The 22367-nt window shown below is 69.8% G+C and carries 14 protein-coding genes; 10 read left to right on the top strand and 4 right to left on the bottom strand.

From position 1 onward, the window contains the following. Nucleotides 1-68 precede the first annotated feature (68 nt). The 10 genes from ACFWUP_RS04970 (at nt 69) to ACFWUP_RS04925 (ending at nt 18302) form a co-directional block, all read left to right on the top strand. Nucleotides 69-992 (top strand): LysR family transcriptional regulator, encoded by a 924-nt coding sequence (locus ACFWUP_RS04970; protein WP_379230811.1) that lies wholly within the window; start codon nt 69-71, stop codon nt 990-992. A gap of 87 nt (nt 993-1079) precedes the next feature. Further along, a complete protein-coding gene (locus ACFWUP_RS04965; protein ID WP_379230809.1) occupies nt 1080-2744 on the top strand; it encodes an AMP-dependent synthetase/ligase in 1665 nt (554 codons plus the stop codon). Nucleotides 2745-2885: 141 nt separating this feature from the next. Continuing rightward, nucleotides 2886-4139, top strand: coding sequence for an NAD(P)/FAD-dependent oxidoreductase (locus ACFWUP_RS04960; RefSeq protein WP_379230807.1), 1254 nt, complete (start codon nt 2886-2888; stop codon nt 4137-4139). Then, nucleotides 4136-4744: an SGNH/GDSL hydrolase family protein gene (locus tag ACFWUP_RS04955; protein ID WP_379230805.1), complete on the top strand. Its 609-nt coding sequence runs from the start codon at nt 4136-4138 to the stop codon at nt 4742-4744. Before ACFWUP_RS04960 ends, ACFWUP_RS04955 begins: the two co-directional genes overlap by 4 nt. A 12-nt stretch (nt 4745-4756) precedes the next feature. Then, nucleotides 4757-11101 carry a beta-ketoacyl synthase N-terminal-like domain-containing protein gene (locus tag ACFWUP_RS04950; protein WP_379230803.1) on the top strand — a complete coding sequence of 2115 codons (6345 nt, stop codon included), beginning with the start codon at nt 4757-4759 and terminating at the stop codon, nt 11099-11101. Continuing rightward, entirely contained in the window at nt 11098-13146 is a 2049-nt protein-coding gene (locus tag ACFWUP_RS04945; protein WP_379230801.1) for a beta-ketoacyl synthase, read from the top strand. The genes ACFWUP_RS04950 and ACFWUP_RS04945 overlap by 4 nt, the downstream gene beginning before the upstream one ends. Next, a complete protein-coding gene (locus ACFWUP_RS04940) occupies nt 13146-14714 on the top strand; it encodes a PfaD family polyunsaturated fatty acid/polyketide biosynthesis protein (protein ID WP_379230799.1) in 1569 nt (522 codons plus the stop codon). Before ACFWUP_RS04945 ends, ACFWUP_RS04940 begins: the two co-directional genes overlap by 1 nt. Then, a complete protein-coding gene (gene accD, locus ACFWUP_RS04935; RefSeq protein ID WP_379230797.1) occupies nt 14711-16396 on the top strand; it encodes an acetyl-CoA carboxylase, carboxyltransferase subunit beta in 1686 nt (561 codons plus the stop codon). Before ACFWUP_RS04940 ends, accD begins: the two co-directional genes overlap by 4 nt. A gap of 14 nt (nt 16397-16410) precedes the next feature. Then, entirely contained in the window at nt 16411-16941 is a 531-nt protein-coding gene (locus tag ACFWUP_RS04930; protein ID WP_379230796.1) for an acetyl-CoA carboxylase biotin carboxyl carrier protein, read from the top strand. Further along, nucleotides 16938-18302 (top strand): acetyl/propionyl/methylcrotonyl-CoA carboxylase subunit alpha, encoded by a 1365-nt coding sequence (locus ACFWUP_RS04925; RefSeq protein WP_379230794.1) that lies wholly within the window; start codon nt 16938-16940, stop codon nt 18300-18302. The genes ACFWUP_RS04930 and ACFWUP_RS04925 overlap by 4 nt, the downstream gene beginning before the upstream one ends. Before the next feature lie 51 nt (nt 18303-18353). Here the strand turns inward: ACFWUP_RS04925 and ACFWUP_RS04920 are convergent, their stop codons facing one another. The 4 genes from ACFWUP_RS04920 to ACFWUP_RS04905 are packed head-to-tail and all read right to left on the bottom strand — an operon-like array spanning nt 18354 to nt 22335. Then, complete coding sequence (locus tag ACFWUP_RS04920; RefSeq protein WP_379230792.1) at nt 18354-19166, bottom strand: carbohydrate ABC transporter permease; 813 nt, start codon at nt 19164-19166, stop codon at nt 18354-18356. Then, the gene (locus ACFWUP_RS04915) at nt 19156-20109 is read right to left on the bottom strand and encodes a carbohydrate ABC transporter permease (RefSeq protein ID WP_379230790.1); all 954 of its coding nucleotides are present in this window, start codon (nt 20107-20109) and stop codon (nt 19156-19158) included. Before ACFWUP_RS04915 ends, ACFWUP_RS04920 begins: the two co-directional genes overlap by 11 nt. 1 nt (nt 20110) lies before the next feature. After that, entirely contained in the window at nt 20111-20968 is an 858-nt protein-coding gene (locus ACFWUP_RS04910; RefSeq protein WP_379230788.1) for a metallophosphoesterase, read from the bottom strand. Continuing rightward, nucleotides 20968-22335 carry an ABC transporter substrate-binding protein gene (locus ACFWUP_RS04905; protein WP_379230786.1) on the bottom strand — a complete coding sequence of 456 codons (1368 nt, stop codon included), beginning with the start codon at nt 22333-22335 and terminating at the stop codon, nt 20968-20970. Before ACFWUP_RS04905 ends, ACFWUP_RS04910 begins: the two co-directional genes overlap by 1 nt. Nucleotides 22336-22367: the final 32 nt, after the last annotated feature.

Raw genomic sequence — 22367 nt, 5'->3', positions numbered from 1 at the left:
CAGTTGGGATTCATCGCTGGTTATCTGCCGTGGTTAGCGTGATGGTTACTCGGAAGGAGTCCGGCGTCATGGAATTCCGACACCTCGTTTCGTTCATCACCATCGCCGAAGAGTTGCATTTCGGTCGCGCAGCGCAGCGCCTCCATCTGACCCAACCAAGTCTCAGTGCCCAGCTGCAGAAGCTGGAGAAGTCGCTGGGCGTCCAACTGGTCGCCCGCAACTCCCATGAGGTGCGACTGACCCCGGCGGGACGCGAGTTCGAACTCCAAGCCCGCCAAATCGTCGCCCAGCTCGACCGTGCCGCCCAAGCGGCCAAGGCTACCGCCGAAGGTCGTGCGGGCAGTCTCAGTATCGGATACAACCTGCCTGCCAGCAGACATGTGCTGCCGGAGGCGCTGACCAGAATGACCGAGCGCCACCCCGACATCGTGGTTTCGCTGTGGGAGAAGCGAACCGGCCCGCAGCTGGCCGGTCTCGCCGACGGATCACTGGACGTGGCCCTGGTCTACGGTCATCCCAGTACGGCGGACTTCCGCTATCGCCGTCTTCTGCATCGGGTTCCGCTGGTCGCTGTCGTCGGCCGACGACATCGCTGGGCGGACCGGCCGGGTGTCCCGTTCGCCGAATTGCAGGGCCAGGACTGTGTGTTGTTCGCGCGGGAGCAGTGTCCGTCGATGTACGACACGATTCTGCGTTCGGCGGCCGAGACCAGGATCTCGCTCAACGTCACCCACTCGGCCGACGACCCCGGCGCCACCGCGCACATCGTGTCGGTGCGCTCTCTGGTCGGGTTCGCCTCGCTACCGCGGGCGATTTCGATGGGAATGGGAGTGCCGGGCAGCAGTTCGGTGGCGGTGAAATTGTTCGATCCGGTGCCGACGCTGGATTTGCACGCGGTGTGGCGTGCCGACGAAGCGAATCCCGCCGTGTCGCTGTTCCTGGAATGCATCGAATCCGCACAGATAGATGATGTCCGTGCGTTGTCGGCCTGAAATCGTCGATAGGACATGACTTTCGCGCGGTAGGAACAGCAATGGCGGTGGCGACGGGAATGGTTGTGGCCGTGAAGAATTCAATTCGTGAACTCAGTGTCTGTCACCGCGAACGGATTCGTTCCATCCGATACCTCCAGCCTCTACGCGATTGTTTCCGAAGCGGCACGACGTGACCCCGCACGCCACAGCCTGTGTGCCGCCGACGGAACTCAACTGACCACCGGCGAGCTGGACACCCAGGTCCGCGCGCTCGCCTCGACACTGCTCGACCACGCGGTCGCCGCCGGCGATCGGGTGGCCGTGCTCGGCCGCACGAGCCTGGAATGGGCGCTGCTCGACTGCGCGGCCATGGCGATCGGCGCCGTGATCGTGCCGGTGTACCCGACCTCCTCCGCCGCCCAGATCGAACACATCCTGCGCGACAGCGGCAGCCGGTTCTTCGCCGCCGAATCCGCCGACGACGCCGCCCGGTTGACCGCGGCGGGGGCGAGCGGGCAGGTGTGGTCGTTCGACGAGATCGGTGGCTGGGCCAAGGGTGCGCAGCATCCGGAACTCGACGCGCGGATCGCGGCGGTCGGCGCCGACGACCTGGCGATGATCGTCTACACCAGCGGCACCACCGGTCCGGCGAAGGGCTGCATGATCAGCCACCGCAACATGTACGTCACCGCCGCGAACACTTCCCGCCAGACCGGCTCGCTGTTCGACGGCACCACGGTGCTGGCGCTGCCGTTGTCGCACGTGTTCGGCCAGACGATCCTGTTCGCCTGCCTCTACGGTGGCAGCCGCACCCACCTACTGCCCGGTGTGCCTGATCTGGTGCCCGCGCTGGCCCGGCTGCGGCCGACCTTCCTCGCGTTGATTCCCTACGCGCTGGAGAAGATTCGCAAGCACACCCGCGCGCTGCTCACCGACGAGCAGGAAGCGGCCGCGGTCGAGCGCGGCCTCGCCCTGCTGGCCGAGGGCGCTGCGCCCACCGCGACCGACGACGCCGTGTCGGCCGCGTTCGGCGGTCGGCTGCGGTATGTGATCTCCGGCGGCGCCTCGCTCGACGACACCACCGCGGGCTTCTACGCCGGGTTCGGCGTTGTCGTCCTGAACTGCTACGGCCTGACCGAGGCCGCCACCGCGGTCACCGTGAGCGCGCCGACGACCAATCGGCTCGGCACCGTCGGCCGTCCGATCCCGGGCACCGAGGTCGGCATCGGCGCCGACGGCGAGGTGCTGGTCCGGGGTCCGCACGTCTCGCCCGGCTACTGGGGCGCGGCGGCCGATCAGCTTCCCGTCGACGACGACGGCTGGCTGCACACCGGTGACATCGGCGAACTCGTCGACGGTCACCTGCGGATCACGGGGCGCAAGAAGGAGATCCTGGTGACCTCCGGCGGCAAGAACGTCGCCCCGACGCCGCTGGAGGACCGGGTGCGCCTGCACCCACTGGTCAGCAACTGCATGGTGGTCGGTGACGGCCGCCCGTTCGTGACCGCGCTGATCACCCTCGATGCCGACCGCCTGGCGAAGTGGCGTGCCGAGAACCCCGACGACGACCCGGCCACCGTGGTCCAGGCCGCCGTCGACGACGCCAATTCACTGGTGTCACGCCCGGAATCCATTCGTGCGTTTTGCATCGTCGACGGCGATTTCACTGTCGACGCCGGCCTGCTCACGTCGTCGTTGAAATTGAAGCGGGCCATGATCGCCGAAACCTTTTCCGCCGAGATAAATCAGCTCTACGTGTCGCGCGGGTAACGCGACGCGAAATTCCCCCTCGTTCCCGCCGACGATAGCCGGGAGCGATCGGCCGATGAATTGCGGTGGCCCGCAGTGGTTTGCGCAATACATGGGCGACAGACTCGAAATCGGAATTCGACCAGCGAAAGTGATCACATCATGTATGACGTCATCGTCGTCGGAACCCGGGTCGCGGGCTCGCCCCTGGCCATGCTGCTGGCCCGTCAGGGTTACCGGGTGCTCGCCGTGGATCGTTCGACCTTTCCCAGCGACACACCGTCCACCCACTACATCCACCAGGCCGGTCTGGGCTTTCTGAAGTCCTGGGGTCTGCTCGACACCGTGGTGGCCACCGGCTGCCCGCCGATCCGCCACCTGAACTTCAGCTACACCGACATCGTGATCCCGGGCATGGCCGATCCGTCGGCCGACGGCATCGACGCCGTGTACTGCCCGCGCCGCACCGTGCTCGACGAGATCCTGGTCGACGCGGCGGGCGAGGCCGGCGCCGAGATGATCCAGGGCTTCACCGTCACCGGGCTGCTGCGCGACGGCGACCGGGTGGCGGGCATCCGCGGTCGCGTCGGCGACGGCCCGGAGCAGGAATTCCGCGCCCGGCTGGTGATCGGGGCCGACGGCGCCAACTCGATCGTCGCCAAGGAGGTCGGCGCGGCGACCTACGAGGGTTCACCCGCCGCCTGCTTCATCTACTACTCCTACTACGAGGGCGTCGACTGGGGCATGCAGCACCGCACCGGTTTCGGTGAGCAGCAGTTCGCGTCCTGGCCGACCAACGACGGGCTCGCCCTGGTCGCGGTCATGCGCAAGCGCGACCGGTTCCGCGACTTCCGCACCGACCCGGATGCGGGCGTGCAGGAGATCGTCGACCAGATCGACCCGGAGATCGGGGCCCGCCTGCGCGACACGGGCAAGCGCGTGGAGCCCTTCCGGCCGATGCTCTACCCGGACAACTACCGCCGCCAGTCCTTCGGGCCCGGCTGGGCCCTGGTCGGCGACGCCGGCTACCACAAGGACCCGTTCACCGGCTGGGGCATCACCGACGCGTTCAAGTACAGCCAGCTGCTGGCCGACCTGGTGCACGAAAGCCTCTCGGGCGCACGACCGTTCGAGCAGACCATGCCGGAATACCAGCGCGAGCGCGATGCCCAGAGCGCGAGCACCTACGAACTGACCCAGTCGATCTCGGAACTGACGCTCACCCCGTACTACGACTCGGTCTTCCGCGCGGCGAGCCTTAGCCCGCACTACTCCAAGAAGTTCTTCGGACTGATCGCGGGCCTGTACCCGCCGGACAAGTTCTTCGGTGAGGCCGAGCTCAGCGCGCTCTACGAGGAGGTCGACTTCCCGGTCGCCGACCGGCACGTGGTGAATACCGCGGCGGTCCCGGCGTGATCTCGGCCGGCCTGACGGCGCTCGGGGACAGCTTCGTGGAGGGTCGTGGCGATCCCGCCGCGGCGGGTGGCTACCGGGGCTGGGTCTCGCGCCTCGGCGGTCAGCTCGGGCTGCGGCCCGCCGCGATCAACAACTTCGGTACCCACGGCGCCACGACCGGCGATGTCGTCGCGAGCCAGCTCGCAGCGGCGACGTCGTCGGCACGGGCCGGCCTCTACGGTGTGGTTGTCGGCGTGAACGACCTGGTCAGCGCGTATGACGAGAATCGTTTCGCCGACAACCTGTACACCGTCTTCAGCACCCTGCGGGCTCGGGAAGCCACCGTCTTCACGGCGAACTATCCCGATATCCCCGCCCGCCTACCTGTGCCGGACGGTTTCCGCGCCCTACTGCGTGAGCGTTTCGCTACCGCCAACGATGTCCTCGCCCGGGTCACCGACGACACCGGGACACTGCTGCTCGATCTCGCCGCCAGGCCCGAATGGGCCACGGCGCAGGTGTGGACCGCCGACGGTCTGCATCCGAGTCCGGTAGGCCACCGCCTGTTCGCCGCCACCGCGGCCGAACTGATCGCCTCGGCCACCGCCACCACCGTTGCCGCCTGAGAGGAACCTTTCGTGACCGTCGAACGACGACTGGCACGCGACCCGATCGCCATTGTCGGGATGTCGGGTCTGCTGCCGAAGGCACACACCCACCGCGAGTACTGGCAGAACATCATCGACGGCGTCGACTGCACCTCCGAGGTGCCCGCGTCGCGCTGGAGCTTGGACGACTACTACGACCCCGACCGGTCGGTGCCCGACAAAACCTATTCGCGCCGTGGGGCTTTCCTGCCCGAGGTCGACTTCGATCCGCTGGAGTTCGGCCTGCCGCCGAACCAGCTCGAGGTCACCAGCACCATGCAAACCCTGAGTCTGGGGGTGGCGCGTGACCTGCTCGCCGACGCGGGCGCGACTGGCTCGCAGTGGTACGACCCCGCGCGCACCGGCGTGGTGCTCGGCACCACCGGGCCGGTGCCGCTGATGCACCCGCTCGCCGCGCGCCTGTCCACTCCGGTGCTCGAGCAGGCCGCCCGTTCGGTCGGCCTGTCCGAGGGCGATGTCGCGGAGATCTCGCGCCGGTTCGTCGCCGCGTTCGCGCCGTGGGAGGAGAACTCCTTCCCCGGTCTGCTCGCGAATGTGGTGGCAGGCCGGGTCGCCAACCGGCTCGGACTCGGCGGTATCAACTGCACTGTCGACGCGGCGTGCGCGGCGTCGCTGGCCGCTATCCGCACCGCGATCGCCGAACTGCAGGACGGTCGCGCCGACATGATGATCACCGGTGGCGTCGACACCGAGAACTCGATCTTCATCTACCTGTGCTTCAGCAAGGTCGGCGCGCTGTCGCCGACCGGGCGGATCAGCCCGTTCTCGGCCGAGGCCGACGGCACGCTGCTCGGCGAGGGCATCACCATGCTCGCGCTGCGCAGGCTGGCCGACGCCCGACGTGACGGCAATCGGATCTATGCCGTGATCCGCGGTCTCGGATCGTCGAGCGACGGCCGTTCCAAGAGCATCTACGCGCCCCGCGCCGAGGGGCAGCGGGTCGCACTCGACCGTGCCTACGCCGACGCCGAGTGCTCGCCCGCCGATGTCGAGCTGATCGAGGCACATGCCACCGGCACCGCGGTCGGCGACAAGACCGAGCTGACCGCGCTCAAAGGCATACTGGCCGAGGCGAGTTCGGAGACCGGGTTCGCCGCGCTCGGCAGCGTGAAGTCCCAGATCGGGCACACCAAGGGCGCCGCGGGCACGGCGGGGGTGATGAAACTCGCGCTGGCCCTGCACCAGAAGATCCTGCCGTCGACGATCAATGTCGACGCGCCCAACGACGAGATCGACGCCACGCGGACCCCGTTCTATGTCAACACCAGGACCCGGCCGTGGGTGCGCGATCCGCAGCGCCCGGCCCGTCGGGCGGCCGCCTCGGCGATGGGCTTCGGCGGCACCAACTTCCACCTCGTGCTCGAGGAGGCCGACGGCGAGCGCGGGCAGATTCTGCACCGCGTGCCCCGCGCGCACCTGTGGCACGCGCCGGACGTGGCGGGCCTGATCGACGTGGTCCGCAGCACCGAGGGCACCGACGGCGCCGACATCCCGGCAGGCCACGCCCGGATCGGTTTCGTCGCCGTCGACGAGGAAACCGCGGCCGACCTGCGCACGCTCGCGGTGGACGAGATGGTGCGCAATCCCGATGCGGCGCACTGGGATCACCCCGAAGGCGTCTACTTCCGCGCCGCGGCGCTGCCCGCGGTAAAGGTCGGCGTGCTGTTCGCCGGTCAGGGCAGTCAGTACGTGGACATGGGCCTGGACACCGTGCTGAACAACCCGCCCGTCGGCGCTGCCTTCGACGCGGCCAACGCGGCTTTCGTCGGCGCGCCCCAGCGCCTCGGCGCGGTGGTTTTCCCGCCGCCCGCGTTCACCGAACAGGTTCGCGCGGACCAGGAATCGGCCCTGCGGCGGACCGAATTCGCCCAGCCCGCGATCGGCGCGCTCGCGGCCGGACAGTTCCGGGTTCTCACCGAGTTCGGGCTGCGCGCGCACGGTCTACTCGGCCACAGCTTCGGCGAACTGACGGCGCTGTGGGCCTCGGGTGCGATGAGCACCGAGGACTTCTACACCCTGGCCCGGGCGCGCGGCGCGGCGATGACCGTGGCCGACGGGGTCGAGGCGGGCACCATGGTGGCCGTCAGCGCGACGCGTGAGGACGTAGCCGAGGTCATCGCCGATCTCGACGACGTGTGGATCTGCAACCACAACGCCCCGGATCAGATCGTGGTCGGCGGCGGGCCGGACGGCATCGCCGCCTTCGCCGCGCGCAGCGCCGAAAAGGGTTGGACCACCAGGGATCTGCCGGTGGCCGCCGCTTTCCACACGCCCTACGTCGCCCACGCCGTCACCGACTTCGGCGCCGCGGTCGCCGAAGTCGACATCATCGAGCCGACGGTGCCGGTGTACGCCGACACCGCGGGCGCGTCCTACGGCGCCGACGTCGCCGCCAACCGGGCGACGCTGACAGCGCAGTTGCGCCACCCCGTCGAGTTCGTCGACGCGCTGCGGGCCATGCACGCCGACGGGTGCACCGTCTTCGTCGAATGCGGTCCCAAGCAGGTGCTGACCTCGCTGGTGCGGCGCACCCTCGGCGACGACGTGATCGCCTTCGCCACCGACTCCGGCCCCATCGGCAACGGCGACGTGGCGCTCAAGCGCGCCGCGGTGCGCCTGGCCGTGCTCGGTGTCGAGATCGCGGGGATCAACCGTCATGCCGCGCCCGAACCCCACCGGGCCGTTCCGGCCGCGAACCGGATGACGGTGACTCTGTCGGCGCCGGAATACGTGCCCGACAGCCGCCGCAGGGCCTACACCGAAGCGCTGGCCGGGGACTACCGCGTCCAGCTCGCCGTGCCCGCGGTGGCCGTCGAACCCGGAGCCGCCGTTGCCCCGGTCCCCGTATCAACAGCCGCGCCGCACTCGTTCGCGGCGCCACAACCGGTGGTAGCCCCGCCCGTGGAGGAACAGCTCGTGACCATCCCCGCCCCCGGCTCGTCCGAGTACCGGACGAGCGACTCGCTCGACACCGCCCTGGTGCAGCACCTCGACACCCACCGGCAGTACCTGGACGGCCAGCTCGACCTGGCCCGTGGCCTGGCGGGAGCGCTGAGCAGCGGCACGCTCGACGAGAACACCCTGCGCGCCATCGAAGCGGTGAAGGACCACGGCATCGCGATCAGCGAAAGCCACTCGCGGGCAAGCGATGTGCTCGCTCAGCTCGCCGAGCTCGAGGGCGGCGCACCGCTGACGGGCACCCGCACCGTGACCGCTACCCGGCCCGCCGCGCGGGCGATCACCGCCGCGCCCGCTGTGCCGGTGATCGCCACCCCGGCGCCCGTTCCCACCAACGGGCATACCACCCCGGTCGCTTCCGCGGCGAATGGTGCTGCCCCCGTGGTGGTTCCGGCAACGGCTCAGCACGCTGACACCGCACCGCAGACAGTCACCTCCGGCGCGGCCGCCGACGGCGCGATCACCGGTGACGCGATCCGCGCCGCGCTGCGCGAGGTGGTGGCCGACAAGACCGGCTACCCGGTCGAGATGGTCGACCCCACCATGGACCTGGAAGCCGACCTCGGCGTCGACTCGATCAAGCGCGTGCAGGTCATCGGCGCACTGCAGGAACGCTTCCCCTCGCTACCCAGCCTCGGTCCCGAGCAGCTGGGCACCCTGCGCACGCTGGACCAGATCGCGGACCTGCTCGTCGAGGCGGACAGCGCCACCGCACCTGCCACCGTCGCAGCCCCGCCCACCACCGCCGAGGCCGCCCCGGCCGACGGCGCCGCGACCGCCGACACCCTGCGCCAGGCGCTGCGCGAAGTCGTCGCCGACAAAACCGGATACCCGGTCGAGATGGTCGATCCGACAATGGATCTGGAAGCGGATCTGGGCGTGGACTCGATCAAGCGGGTCCAGGTGATCGGTGCGCTGCAGGAACGGTTTCCGAACCTACCCAGTCTCGGACCCGAACAGCTCGGCACCCTGCGATCATTGGATCAGATCGTGGACGAGCTGGCCGGGGGTGATGTCCACCCAAAAGCTGAGGCCGCGGCCGAAACGCCGCGGCACGTCGTCGAACTCGTCGAGCTGGCACCGGTCGACCTGGCGGTCGATCCGTATCGCCTGGCAGGCCGCGCGCTGGTGGTCTGCCTCGATCCCTCGGCCGAGACCGATACCGAGGCGATCGAGGAGACACTGCGCGAACGCAGCTGGACGGTGCAGCGGGTAGGTCCCGCCGAGGCCGTGTCCGGCTCCGCGGACATCTGTGTGGTCGTGGCCGGTGTCGCCTCGGAATGGGCTCAGGCAGAGCGCATCCTGACCGAGGCGATCCTGCTCACCGGTCGGGTGGTGCCCGCTCTGCGCGCAGCGACCGACCGCGCCGGCTTCGTCACCGTCACCCGGCTCGACGGGCACCTCGGTCTGCTCGGTGACGCCGATCCGGTGCCTGCCCTGCTCGGCGGCCTCGGTGGCCTGGTGAAGACCCTGGCGGCCGAGGAGCCCGCGCTGTTCTGCCGCGCCCTCGACATCGCCCCGGCGGCGACGCCGGGGCGGGTGGCGCAGATCGTGCTCGAAGAGCTGTGCGACGCGGCCGTCGACACCATCGAGGTCGGCGTCGACGGATCGGGACAGCGGCGCACCCCGGTGCCGAGCAGGCACGGAGACGCTGTCACCACCGAGATCGTCAGCGCGGCAACCACACTCGCGCCAACGGTGCTGACCGAGGACGACGTGCTGCTGGTGACCGGCGGTGCGAGGGGTGTCACCGCCACCTGTGTGCTCGCCCTCGCCGAACACAGCCCGGCACGATTCGTCCTGCTCGGACGAACCCAGCTCACCGACGAACCGGACTGGGCAGTCGGCGTCGCCGAGGGTGACCTCAAGCCGGCGGCGGTGCGCGCACTGGCCGGGACCGGGGTGAAGCCGAAGGACATCGATCGGGCGTGCGGCGAGATCCGCGCGGTCCGCGAAATCCGTTCCACCCTGGCCACTCTCGGTGATCGTGCCGACTATCTGGCCGTCGACGCGACCGACGCGGCCGCGCTCGCCGAGGCTATCGCACCGTGGCGCGAGACCATCACCGGTGTCGTACACGGCGCGGGTGTGCTGGCCGATTCCCTGATCCCGGACAAGACCGCGGACTCGATCGGCCGGGTCCTGCGGCCCAAGCTCGGCGGTCTCGCCGCCGTCCTGGCCGCGGTGGAGCAGCCCAGAGACCTGGTGCTGTTCACCTCGGTGGCCGGGCTGTTCGGCAACACCGGACAGGCCGACTACGCCGCCGCGAACGAGGCGCTGAGCCGGTTCGCGGTGAGCTGGGGGCGTAGCCACCCCGGCCATCGCGTCACGGCGATCGACTGGGGCGCCTGGGACGGCGGCATGGTGACGGCCGAACTGCGCGAGCACTTCCACGACCGCGGCATTCCGCTGCTGGCCCCCGCCGCGGGCGCCGCCGCGTTCACGACGCAGTTCACCGAGGACCGCCGACCGGAACCGGTGCTGCTGGTAGGCGCCGCGACCGCGCTGTCGACGGGCGAACGTCGCGTCGCACGGGTGCGCGCCCGGCGCGATGTCACCGGCCTGGTCGACGAACCCGTGATCGCCGCGCACCGGATCGGCGAGCACATCGTGCTGCCCGCCACCTTCGGTCTCGGCGCGATGATCAATCTCGCGGAGCGAACCCGCCCGGGCCGCACCGTGATCGGCGTTCGCGACTATCAGGTACTCAAGGGGCTCGTCTTCGATCATCCGGTCACCGCGCTGGAGATCGAGCTCGAACCCGTCGCCGACATCGACGGACGGACCGCACTGCGCGCCACCGTGTTCGGTGACAAGGCGGCGCACTTCCGGGCGACCCTGTTGCTCGCCGCAGGCCCCGAGCAGGCGGGCAAGCGGTCGATCGTGGCCGGTCCGGGAACCGGCGCCGAGCGGATCTACACCGACGCCATCCAGTTCCACGCGCCCGCGTTGCAAGGCCTGCGCACCATCAGGTCCGAGAGCGACAGCATGATCGTTCTCGAGTGCTTCCTGCCCACCGGCCCCGTGGTCGGCGGCGCGTACGCGGGCCGTCTGCACGATCCGGTCGCCGCCGACCTGATCCTGCAGGGTCCGCCCGTTCTCGGCCACCGACTGCTCGGCGCGGCCTGCCTGCCCCTCGGCGTCGGCCGGATCGACTACCACCACCCGCTCCCGAGGACCGAACCGTTCGTCCTCGTGGTTGACAACCCGCGCGCCGGGCGGCTCGAAGCCCGCATCGACGCCACCGCACTGGCCACCGACGGCACAGTGCTGCAGCACTTCTCGGACGTCACCGTCCTCACGACGCCCGATCTGACAGAGAAGTTCCAGACCTCGGTGAGGGAGTGGACCCGATGACAGTCCTCGATTTCGACGGCATCGCCTTCGACCCGGTCGGTGCGTCCCCCGCGCGGACCCTGGCGCAGGCCGAGCCGTCCACAACGTCCACCGCACAGGCAGTGCAGCCAGCGCCCACCACAGCGGACGGGCTGTACTCCGGTGCAGCAGTGACGGATTCGGTGCCGAGCCCGATTGCCGAACTGCGCATCGGAGTCGTCACCGCGCACCGTGCCGCCCTCGCCGCGCAGGTCGCCGTGCAGCGCGCGGTGTGGACAAGGTCGACCGGTCCGATCGAAAGGGCCGCCGTGGCAGCGGTTGCCGACCGAACCACGGTGGGCGCTGCCGCCGGACCGGAGATCGTCGATCAGGCCCCGGCGCGCAACAGCGTGGCGACGACCGCCGGGATCGCGGCGCGAGAAGGGGCGTTCAAGCCCTTGGCGCGCACCGGCCGCACCCATCTCGACCGGGCGGCGCTGGCGCTGCTGGCCGAGGGCGCGGTCGCGACGGTCTTCGGGCCTGCCTATCGGCGCGACGGGGTCGAGGTGGCTGTCCGCCTCGCCGTCGGTGAACCTTTGGCGCTCACCGAGATCGAGTCGATCGAGCTCTACGGCGGGAACGGCGACGGCCGCGTGGTCGCCCGCTACGAGGGTGCGCCAGGTGCGGCGGCCCGGCAGGCAGCCGAGGTCTTCGCGCTGTTCACCGGCATGCACCTGTGCCTGTCGGGCAGCACGCTGACCGCGGCCTCCCCGGTTGTGACCGGGTCCGCCGCTGCCGTCACCGGGGCGACCAAAGGCACCCTGGAGTTCGTCGTCACCGGCCTGGATCTCGTTCCCCGCCCGCATGTCACCGGCACCGTCAGCTTCTCCGGTGGTGAGCCGAGCGTGGCCGTCGAGGTCACGGTCACCGAACCGGCCGGCACGGGTGTCGGCCCCGGCGAGGCGGTACCCGACCTGCTGCTCAACGAGTTCCACATGACCCACCTTGCTCGCGGCGACCAGGCGATCGCGATGGGCCCGGAGTTCGCGGACTACACCGGCGTCCGCGCGACCCGCCTGCCCACCGGCGGCCTGCTGCTGGTCGACCGCGTCCGCGACTTCGACGGTGCGCGCGGCACATTCGACTCCGCGTCCTACACCACCGAATACGACTCGCCCGCCGACTCCTGGTACTACGCCGACACGGCCAACGAGTCCATGCCGCATTTCGTCTACATGGAGACCTCGCTGCAGGCGGCGCTGCTCATGGGCTACTACGCCGGACCGACCCTCACCCAGCCCGGCACCACCCTGAGCCTGCGCAATCTCGGCGGCACAGCGACGGTGCTGCGCCAGGTGGACCTGCGCGACCGCACGATCGAACAGTCCTCCCGGATGCTGTCGACGACGATCCTGCCCGGATCCTCGCTGCAGACCTTCGATTACACCCTCCGCGTCGACGGCGAACCGTTCTACGCGGGCGAGACCATGTTCGGCTACTTCAGCGACGAGGCCCTCGCCAACCAGACCGGCCTCGACGCGGGTCGCCCCGCCCCGTCCTGGCTGGCAGAGAACCCGCGCGCACAGGTCAGGACGATCGACGTGGCCGCCCGGCGCGCCGACCCGAACGCGCCGCTGTGTTCGCGCGACACCCTGACCCTGATCGACCGGGTGGACGTGGTCGACGGCGGCGGGGAACACGGTGCGGGATACCTGCATTCGCTGCGCGCCATCGACCCCGACGACTGGTTCTTCACCCGGCACTTCCACCTCGACCCGGTGATCCCCGGCTCACTCGGCGTCGAATCGGTGATCCACGCCGTCCAGGAATGGCTCATCGATGCGGGCCACGCCACGGGCATGACCGACCCGGTATTCCGCATCCCGGCCGACATCCCGTTCAGCTGGCGCTACCGCGGTCAGTTCCTGCCCACCGACGGCACCGTCGAACTGGAGGCGCACATCAAGGCGCTGCACCGGGGTCCACACGGGGTGACCGCCGTGGTGGACGGCTCGCTGTGGAAGCCGGGCCTGCGGATCTACGAAGTGACCGATCTGGCCGTCGAACTCGTGGATCGGATGCCGTGATGACCATGCTGCGCACCGCGGCGGTGGCGACCACCGTCGAGGAGATCACCGCACTGCTGCTCGATCTGGACTCCCCGTGCTGGATCGTGCGGGCCGACGGTGTCGTCGGCGCCACCGCCGACGAGACGATCGCGGGCCGTGCCCAGGTGCTCGCGGCCGTCGGGCCGCTGCCACCACAACGCTTGGGCGACAGCGCCTTCCGTGCCGCACACGGTGTCCGGGCGGCCTATGCCGCCGGGGCGATGGCCAACGGTATCGCCTCGCCCGCACTGGTGAAAGCCATGGCGCACAACGGCTATCTGGCCGCGTACGGCGCCGCGGGTGTCGCGCCGGGCACCGTCGAGGCGGCACTGGCCGAGCTGGCCGGGGAACTGGGCACACAGCCGTTCGCGTGCAACCTCATCCACAGCCCCAGCGAGCCCGCGCTCGAACGCGCCATCATTGATGCCTGCCTGCGCCACGACGTGCGCTGCGTCGAAGCCTCGGCCTTCATGGACCTCACCGCCGAGGTGGTGCGCTACCGGGCCGCCGGGCTCGTGGCCGACCGGCACGGCGACATCGAACGACGGAACCGGGTGATCGCCAAGGTCTCTCGCGTCGAGGTGGCCGAGTTGTTCCTGCGCCCCGCGCCGATCCGGCTGCTGCGCGAACTCGTCGCGGCGGGCCGGATCACCGAGGAGCAGGCCCGGCTCGCCGAGCGGGTCCCGATGGCCGACGACATCACCGCCGAGGCGGACTCGGGCGGGCACACCGACCGCAGGCCGCTCACGGTCCTGCTGCCGGAACTGATCGCGGCCCGCGACCGCCTCGCCGCATCGATCCCCGGTGCGAGCCAGGTCCGGGTCGGCGCGGCGGGCGGTCTCGGTACCCCCGACGCGATCGCGGCGGCCTTCGGGCTCGGCGCGGCCTACGTGGTCACCGGCTCGGTGAACCAGGCGGCCATGGAGGCGGCGCAGTGCGCGGCGACCAAGACCCTGCTGGCCCGCGCCGAGTTCGCCGATTGCGCCATGTCGCCGTCGTCGGACATGTTCGAACTCGGTGTGCAGGTGCAGGTGCTGCGCCGGGGCACCATGTTCGCGGCTCGCGCCCAGCGGCTCTACGACACCTACCGCGCCTACGACGGACTCGACGCGCTGCCGGCGACACTGCGGGCCGAGCTCGAGTCCACGCTGTTCCGCAGGCCGCTCGACGAGGTGTGGGCCGAGTGCGTCCGGTACTTCACCGAACGCGATCCGGCTCAGCTCGTCGGCGCCGAACGGGACCCGAAAGCCAAGATGGCCTTGGTGTTTCGCTGGTACCTCGGGCTGTCCTCGGGGTGGAGCATCCGTGGCGAGGCCGATCGGGTCGCCGACTACCAGATCTGGTGCGGGCCCGCGATGGGCGCCTTCAACACCTGGACGGCGGGCACCTACCTGGCCGCACCCGACAACCGCGCCGTCGCCGACATCGCGGGGCAGCTGATGTTCGGCGCCGCCTACCTCACCCGCGTCGCCGGTCTGCGCGCCGCGGGCGTCCGGTTGCCCGCGGCCTGCGCCCGTTACGTCCCCCGTCCGCTGGAGGATCGATGACCGTCGACACCGCGACCGAGACCATCGGCACCGCATGGATACTGTGCCCGGCTTGTCGATCGATCATCTATCTGAAGCGCTACGAACGTGCGAACCGGGTCTGCCCGGAATGCGACGACCACGGCATGCTCACCGCCGACCAGCGCATCGATCAGCTCCTCGACGTGGATTCGGCGCAGCCGATCGCCGTCGCGGCGACGGTCACCGACCCGCTGGAATTCACCGATACCCGCGCCTACACCGAGCGGGCGGAGCAGGCGCGTAGGACAACCGGCATGTCCGAGGCGATCCGTTGCGTGCGCGGCACCGTCGATGCCACCCCGATCGTGTTGGCCGTCATGGACTTCCGCTTCCTCGGCGGCAGCCTCGGCAGCGCCGTCGGTGAAGCGGTCACCGCGGCCGCCGAGGCGGCGCTGGCCGACCACACGCCGCTGGTGCTCGTCACCGCGTCCGGTGGCGCGCGGATGCAGGAGGGCATCGTCGCGCTGATGCAGATGGCCAAGACCAGCCGCGCGCTGCGCAGGCTCGACGACGCGGGCGTATTGACCGTCTCGATCATCACCGACCCGACCTATGGCGGCGTGGCCGCCTCCTTCGCGACCTCCACCGATGTCATCGTCGCCGAACCCGGTGCGCGCCTCGGCTTCGCGGGTCCACGGGTGATCCAGCAGACCATCGGTCAGACCCTGCCCGACGGGTTCCAGACCGCCGAGTTCCTTCTGGAGCACGGCATCGTCGACATGATCTGCCACCGCGCCGCGCTGCGCACCCGGTTGTCGCGACTCGTGGCGATGACGGTCGGCCCGGTAGGCGGCTCGGCCCCCGATGACGCGGACGCGCTGATCACCGACCCGGCCGCGCTCACCATGGGCGAACCGTGGGACCGCGTGCGTGCCGCCCGCAAGCTCGGCAGGCCGACCACCCTGGACTATCTGGCCACCGCGTTCGACGAATTCGTCGAGTTGCACGGTGATCGGATGTCGGCGGACTGCCCGGCCTTGATCGCGGGCTTCGCCCGGCTCGACGGCCTGCCGGTCGTGGTGATCGGTACCCAGAAGGGCCGTACCGGACCCGAACTGACCGCACGCAACTACGGCATGCCGACCCCGGCGGGCTACCGCAAGGCCGTGCGCGTGCTGCGGCTGGCCGCCAAGCTCGGCAGGCCGGTGGTCGCGCTGGTCGACACCGCGGGTGCCTATCCCGGCGTCGAAGCCGAGGAACAGGGCCAGGCGGCCGCCATCGCCGAATCACTGAAACTGCTTGCCGGACTGCCTGTTCCGGTGGTCACCGTGATCACCGGTGAGGGCGGCAGCGGGGGAGCGCTCGCGCTGGCACTGGCCGACCGGGTGCTGGTGTGCGAGAACGCGGTCTACTCGGTGATCAGCCCGGAAGGATGCGCCGCGATCCTGTGGAAGGACCCGGCCGCCGCGCCGCGCGCCGCCGCCGCCCTGCGTGTCGACGCGGCCGCGCTGCTCGAACTCGGCATCGTCGACGGGGTCGTCCCCGAACCGGCAGGTGGTGCCGATCGCGACCCGGTCGCCGCGGCGGAGCTGCTGCGCCGCGCCGTCGGCCAGACCGTGCGCGAACTGCGCGCCTGGCCGGCCGCCGAGCTGATCGCCCACCGTCACAGTCGGTTTCGGGGGTACGGAACGGCCGGGCCGGAGAGCAGGACGAGCAGATGATCGAAGGAGAATCGATGACCGAGCCCGCGACCAACGAATCCGCCCAGCGCGCGGTGAGCGCCACCGACGCCGACCACAACCTCGCGGTGCTCACCCGCCACGCGATGTCGGTGCGTGCCACCGCGGCAGGCCCGACCTCGGTGACCGTCGCCAACGGCGCGGTGTCGCTGCGGATCACCTGGGACGGCCACCCCGTCTCGGCGCCCGCGGCCGGCCCCGACAGCGGGCGGGTCCCGCTCGTGACGGCGCCCGCCGAGCCGCCGCTCGGGCCGTCGGCGGCCGTCGGATCGTCCGCCGCGAACACCTTCACCCTGACCGCCGAGACCGTCGGTGTGTTCTATCGATCGCCCGAACCCGGTGCCGCGCCGTTCGTTTCGGTGGGCGACCCGGTCCGTGCGGGCAGGCAGGTCGGCATCATCGAGGCGATGAAACTGATGATCCCGGTCACCGCCGCCGAGGAAGGCGTTGTCGCCGAACTGCTCGTCGACGACGGTGCGGCCGTGGAGCACGGTCAGCCGCTGATCGTGTTCGAGGCGTTGCGGTGACCCGCCCGCTGCGCAAGGTGCTCATCGCCAACCGCGGCGAGATCGCGGTGCGCGTCATCCGTACCTGTCGCGAACTCGGCATCGCCACCGTGGCCGTGCATTCCGCGGTCGATCGCGACTCCGCGGCGGTGCGGCTGGCCGACCAGCACGTCCAGATCGGGCCCGCCGCGGCCAAGCGCAGCTACCTGTCTATCCCGGCCATCATCGAGGCCGCGCGCGCTACCGGGGCCGACGCGATCCACCCCGGCTACGGATTCCTCTCCGAGGACCCGGATTTCGCCGAGGTGTGCGAGGCGCAGGGTTTCGTCTTCGTCGGCGCGCCCGCCGCGGTGATGGCCCGGCTCGGCGACAAGTCGACCGCACGCGCGCTGATGGCCGATGCGGGCCTGCCGCTGCTGCCGGGCAGTCGCGACCCGATCGACGACGCCGACCGGGCGCGGGCGCTGGCCGAGGAGATCGGCTACCCGGTGATCATCAAGGCTGTCGCGGGCGGTGGCGGACGCGGGATGCGGGTCGTGCGCGACGGCGACGATTTCGATGCCGCCTGGCAACACACCAGAGCCTCGGCCGCCGCGGTGTTCGGCGACGGCAGGCTCTACCTCGAGCGTTACCTGGAATCGGCTCGGCACGTGGAGGTCCAGATCCTGGCCGACACCCACGGCACGGTCGCGCACCTCGGTCTGCGTGACTGCTCGCTGCAGCGCAGGCACCAGAAACTCGTCGAGGAATCGCCTGCCCCCGGGTTGTCCACCGAGCTGGCGCAACGGATAGGCGCGGCGGCCGTGCGCGGCTGCCGTGCCGCGGGTTACGTCGGTGCCGGCACCGTGGAGTTCCTGCTCGGACCCGACGGGCAGTTCTACTTCATGGAGGTCAACTGCCGTCTGCAGGTGGAGCACCCGGTCACCGAGATGGTCACCGGCGTCGACCTGGTCGCGCAACAGTTGCGCATCGCGGCGGGTGAACCGCTGGACGTGGGCGTCGATCAGCCGCCGCGTGGCGTCTCGATCGAATGCCGGATCAACGCCGAGGACCCCGAGCGTGAATTCGCCCCTGCTCCAGGCGCACTCACCGACTGCGTGCTCCCCGCGGGACCGTTCGTGCGCGTCGACACCCACATCGCCCCCGGTTACACCGTTGTGCCGCACTATGATTCGCTGCTCGCGAAGGTCGTCGTCTGGGCGCCCGACCGCCCGACCGCCATCGCCCGCATGCGCCGCGCGCTGGCCGAGACCACGATCGACGGCCCCGGCGTAGCGACCACCACCGATTTTCTCCACGACATCCTCGACCACCCGCGCTTCCGCGCCGCCACCCACGACACCGCCCTCATCGGAACCCTCACCACCGTGGCCGCCCGCTGAGAACCGCGCACAGCGAAGATCCCCTCCACCGGGCTCGGTGGAGGGGATCTTTCACTTGAGTCCCGAGCGGACGAACGCGTTGACGATGTGACGTTGGAGCACCAGATACAGCAGCAGAACCGGTAGGCAGGCCAGGCTGGCCAGCGCCATCATCGGCCCCCACTGATCGCCCTCGGTGCCCATGAAGCTGCGCAGGCCCAACTGCAGGACATCGTTGGACTGACGCAGCACCACCGCGGGCCAGAAGTATTCGTTCCAGGCGTTGATGAACAGCAGGATACCGAGTGCGGCCAGGGCGGGGCGCAGGTTCGGCACGACCACGGTCCACAGGATGGCCCACGAAGAACGGCCGTCCATCTTCGCGGCCGCGATCAGTTCCTTCGGGAAGGCGTTCATGTGCTGGCGCAACAGGAGCACGCCCAGTGCCGAGCACAGGGTCGGAACGACACAGCCGATGAGCGTGTTGATCAGGCCGAGCTCGTTGAGCAGGATGTAGTTGGGCAGCATGGTGACCTGGAACGGCACCAGCCAGACACCGACGAACGCCAGGTACATCAGCCGCTGTAGCGGGAAGGTGTACATCGCGAACGCGTACGAGGCCAGCAGCGCGATCAGCAGCTGACCGGCGGCCGACAGGATCGCCACGAAGAACGTGTTGGCGATCAGACCCGCGACGTCGACCTTGTGGGCCGCGTCGAGGTAGTTGTCGATCGACAGTGGCCACGGCAGCGGCGAGAGCGAGGTGACGTCGGCGGGCCTGCGCAGCGCCGTCGCGAACAGCCAGTAGATGGGGAACACGCACACCAGCGCCGTCCCGGCGAGCAGCAGGTGGCTGCCCGCCAGGCGGAGACGATCAATCATCATGAACGGCAACCTTTTCCGATATCCAGACCAGCGCCGCGGCCAACGCGCCGAAACCGACGAACAACAGCACACCCGCCGCCGCGCTCAGGCCTGCGTCGAAGCTGTGGAACGCGTAGTCCCAGAGCAGGTAGTAGATGTTGGTCGTTGACTGTGAGGGCCCGCCCTGGGTCATCGAGTCGATCAGCGGGAACGACAGGGTGGGACTGAGCAGGACGGTGGTGAGCACCAGGAACAGCAGCGTGGGCGAGAGCAGCGGCAGCGTGATCCAGCGCCGGATCTGACCGGGTGTCGCCCCGTCGACCGAGGCGGCCTCGCTGTAGTCGCCACTGATTCCCGCCAGGCCCGCCCACACCACCAGCACGGCGAAACCGAGCAGCTGCCAGCCGGTGATCACGATGATCACGGCCTGGGAGGTGGAGGTGTCGTAGACCCAGTTGTGGCCGGTGCCGAGCAACTGGTCGACGAATCCCGACCCCGGATGCAGCAGCCACCGCCACACCGCCGCCGCGGCGACGGGCGCGACGAGGAACGGCGCGAACACCAGCGCCTGATAGAAGGTGCGGGCCCGCCCGTGCACCCGCCTGCTCGCCAGCGCGATCAGCACCGGCAACAGCACCGTGAACGGCAGCAGGCCCAGGATCAGGGTGGCGGTGCGGCCCAGCGAACCCCAGAACGCCGGAAGATCCAGCAGCCGAGCGTAATTGGCGGTGCCGACCGGCTTCATCGGTGCGGTCGGCAGCAGATTCCACGAGTAGGTGGACAGCTGCACGGCCTGCACCAGCGGTTGATAGGTCCACACCACGAGTAGGAACAGGGCGGGCGCGAGATACAGGTAGGGCGCGAGGAGCCGGGCGGCCTTGCGGCGGGTGAACCGGCGCGGACCCGGCGCAGGGGCGATGATCGCCACCTGCGCCGGGTCCTGCCTGTCGTCGATGACGAACATGTCACCGCGTCCGTGCGGCGATCGCCGCGAGCTGCTCGAGCACCTCGGACTCGGGCCGATCGTAGATCGGCGTGGCCGGGGTGGCCTCGATCGCGGTGGCAAGCACGGTCTCGCCGACGAGATCGATGCGGCTGTACCCGAATCCGGTGTGCCCGCGGTGTCTGCCCGCAGGAGCCATCGGATCGAGCCGGTACGACAGCGCCGGACCGATCCACACCGGGATCCCCGCCACTGCCCCGGCACCGGTGAGGTGGTTGTGCCCGCACAGGATCATCCGGACATCGGTGCCGTCGAGCACCTGCGCCAACCGGTCGGCGTCCTCGAGTTTGAGGAGGTCGGCGGCGAGCACGGGTGAGGGCAGCGGCGGGTGGTGCAGTACGAGCACGGTGCCGCGCGGGGCGGGCGTGCGCAGTTGCTCGGTCAGCCAGGCCAGTTGATCGAGTTCGAGCCTGCCTTCGTGGCGCATCGGCGTCGTGCTGTCGAGCGCGATGATGCGCACGCCGGCGACCTCGCGCACCGAATCGTGCGGCAGCGCGGTGTCCACCGAGCCCGCGGGCAGGTCGAGCAATTCCTCGCCGAAGGCCGCGCGCTCGTCGTGATTACCCATGACATAGACGATCTCGGCACCGAGCTCGGCCGCGACCGGCTCGACGGCGGCACGCAGCCGCCGGTACGCCTCGGGTGACCCGTTGTCGGACAGGTCACCCGAGAGCACCAGGGCGTCGACCCGCTGCCCGGCTTCGCGCAGGTGGGTGAGCACCCGCGCGAGGTTCGCGTCGGTGTCGACGACACCGTGGACGAGCTCGCCGACCGGGCGCAGGTGGGTGTCGGTGAGCTGGACGATGGTGAGATCACTCATCATGCCGCCGGTACGAGCTTGGCGCCCTCGGCCTGCGCGGCAGACAGCGTGGACTGGGGATCCTTGCCCTGGAACACGACCGCCTCGACCGCGTCCATCATGCCGTCGCGCATCTGCAGGTAGCTGTTGCCGGGCATGGAGACCCACGGCTCCATGTTGCCCAGCTGGGCGACGTTCGGCTTCAGCAGCGGGTTCTTGTCGGCCCAGTTCTTCAGACCGTCGGGCTGTTCGAGCAGCCCGGTACGCAGCGGCAGGTAGCCGATGTTCTGCGAGATCTTGATGTAGGACTCCTCGCTGGTGAGGAACTTGATCAGCTCCCACGAGGCCCGCTGCTTGGCGGGATCGTTGGACAGAATGTGCAGGCCCGCACCGGAATTGGTCGGCACGGTCGGTTTGTCGCCGAACGAGGGCATCGGCGCCGAGCGCAGATCCCACTTGTCCTTGGCGCCCGCGACGAAGGTGCCCTGGATGGCGCTGGTCTCGAGGATCATGCCGACCTCGCCACGCCCGAACGCTTCGTACCCTTGCTTCTGGTTGAGCTTGGGCATGCTGCCGGTGTTCACCAGGTTCTGCGCCATCGTGACCACCTCGACGGCGGGGGCGTCGGCGTAGCTGAGGGTGCGGCGGTCCGCGGAGATGACCCGGCCACCGTTGGAACGCACCATCGACTGGAAGCACCAGTCCTTGGCGGTCTTGGTCAGGCAGTCGATGTACACCCCGCCCTTGCCGGTGCGGTCGGCGATCTGCTTCGACGCGGTCGCGACCTCTGCCCAGGTGGCGGGCGGGTCGGCCGGATCCAGACCGGCTTCGGTGAACAGCGACGCGTTCAGGTACAGCACCGGGGTGGAGAACACGAACGGCACGCCGTAGGTGTGGCCGTTCCAGTCGTCGAGGACGCGGGCGCGAGGGGCGTAGGCGTGGCGGCCGTCGAAGTTGCGGTCCACCTCCTGCTTGCCGACGAGGGTGTCGAGCGGCTTGGCCTGCAGCTGGTTCACGGTGAAGTCCAGGTCGCTGAAGCCGAGCTGGGCGACGTCGGGCGGGGTGCCCGCGACCATCTGGTTCTGGATGCTGGAGATGGTGTCGGTGGCCGGGTTCGGGCTGTTGCCCTGCGGCTTCTGCGCGGTGACCTTGATGTTGGGATGCTTCTTACCGAAGTCGGCGATCAACCCGTTGAACGTGTCGGTCCAGGCGCCGGCGATGCCGTAGTTGTAGGACTCGAAGGTGATCGAGACCTGCTGGTCGGGCGTCAGTTCGGGAATCTGCGCGGTGGAGGTGGTGTCCGAGGACACGGTGCCGCCCAGACCGCAGCCGCTCAACGCGACGGCGGTGGTGAACACCACGCCCAATACGGGCAGGGTGCGTTTCATGATGGTTCTCCTCATCGAGTGGTACTGCGGAA

The sequence above is a fragment of the Nocardia sp. NPDC058658 genome (genome assembly GCF_042716665.1).
Taxonomy (GTDB): Bacteria; Actinomycetota; Actinomycetes; order Mycobacteriales; family Mycobacteriaceae; genus Nocardia.
The sequence above is the reverse complement of the archived record's forward strand: the minus strand, read 5'-3'. Positions and strand labels throughout refer to the sequence as shown.

Excerpts from the sequence above, each read along its gene's own strand:
- ACFWUP_RS04920 (WP_379230792.1), bottom strand. The coding sequence starts at position 19,166 with ATGATGATTGATCGTCTCCGCCTGGCGGGCAGCCACCTGCTGCTCGCC.
- ACFWUP_RS04910 (WP_379230788.1), bottom strand. The coding sequence starts at position 20,968 with ATGAGTGATCTCACCATCGTCCAGCTCACCGACACCCACCTGCGCCCG.
- ACFWUP_RS04940 (WP_379230799.1), top strand. The coding sequence starts at position 13,146 with ATGACCATGCTGCGCACCGCGGCGGTGGCGACCACCGTCGAGGAGATC.
- accD (WP_379230797.1), top strand. The coding sequence starts at position 14,711 with ATGACCGTCGACACCGCGACCGAGACCATCGGCACCGCATGGATACTG.
- ACFWUP_RS04915 (WP_379230790.1), bottom strand. The coding sequence starts at position 20,109 with ATGTTCGTCATCGACGACAGGCAGGACCCGGCGCAGGTGGCGATCATC.
- ACFWUP_RS04905 (WP_379230786.1), bottom strand. The coding sequence starts at position 22,335 with ATGAAACGCACCCTGCCCGTATTGGGCGTGGTGTTCACCACCGCCGTC.
- ACFWUP_RS04960 (WP_379230807.1), top strand. The coding sequence starts at position 2,886 with ATGTATGACGTCATCGTCGTCGGAACCCGGGTCGCGGGCTCGCCCCTG.
- ACFWUP_RS04945 (WP_379230801.1), top strand. The coding sequence starts at position 11,098 with ATGACAGTCCTCGATTTCGACGGCATCGCCTTCGACCCGGTCGGTGCG.
- ACFWUP_RS04970 (WP_379230811.1), top strand. The coding sequence starts at position 69 with ATGGAATTCCGACACCTCGTTTCGTTCATCACCATCGCCGAAGAGTTG.
- ACFWUP_RS04930 (WP_379230796.1), top strand. The coding sequence starts at position 16,411 with ATGACCGAGCCCGCGACCAACGAATCCGCCCAGCGCGCGGTGAGCGCC.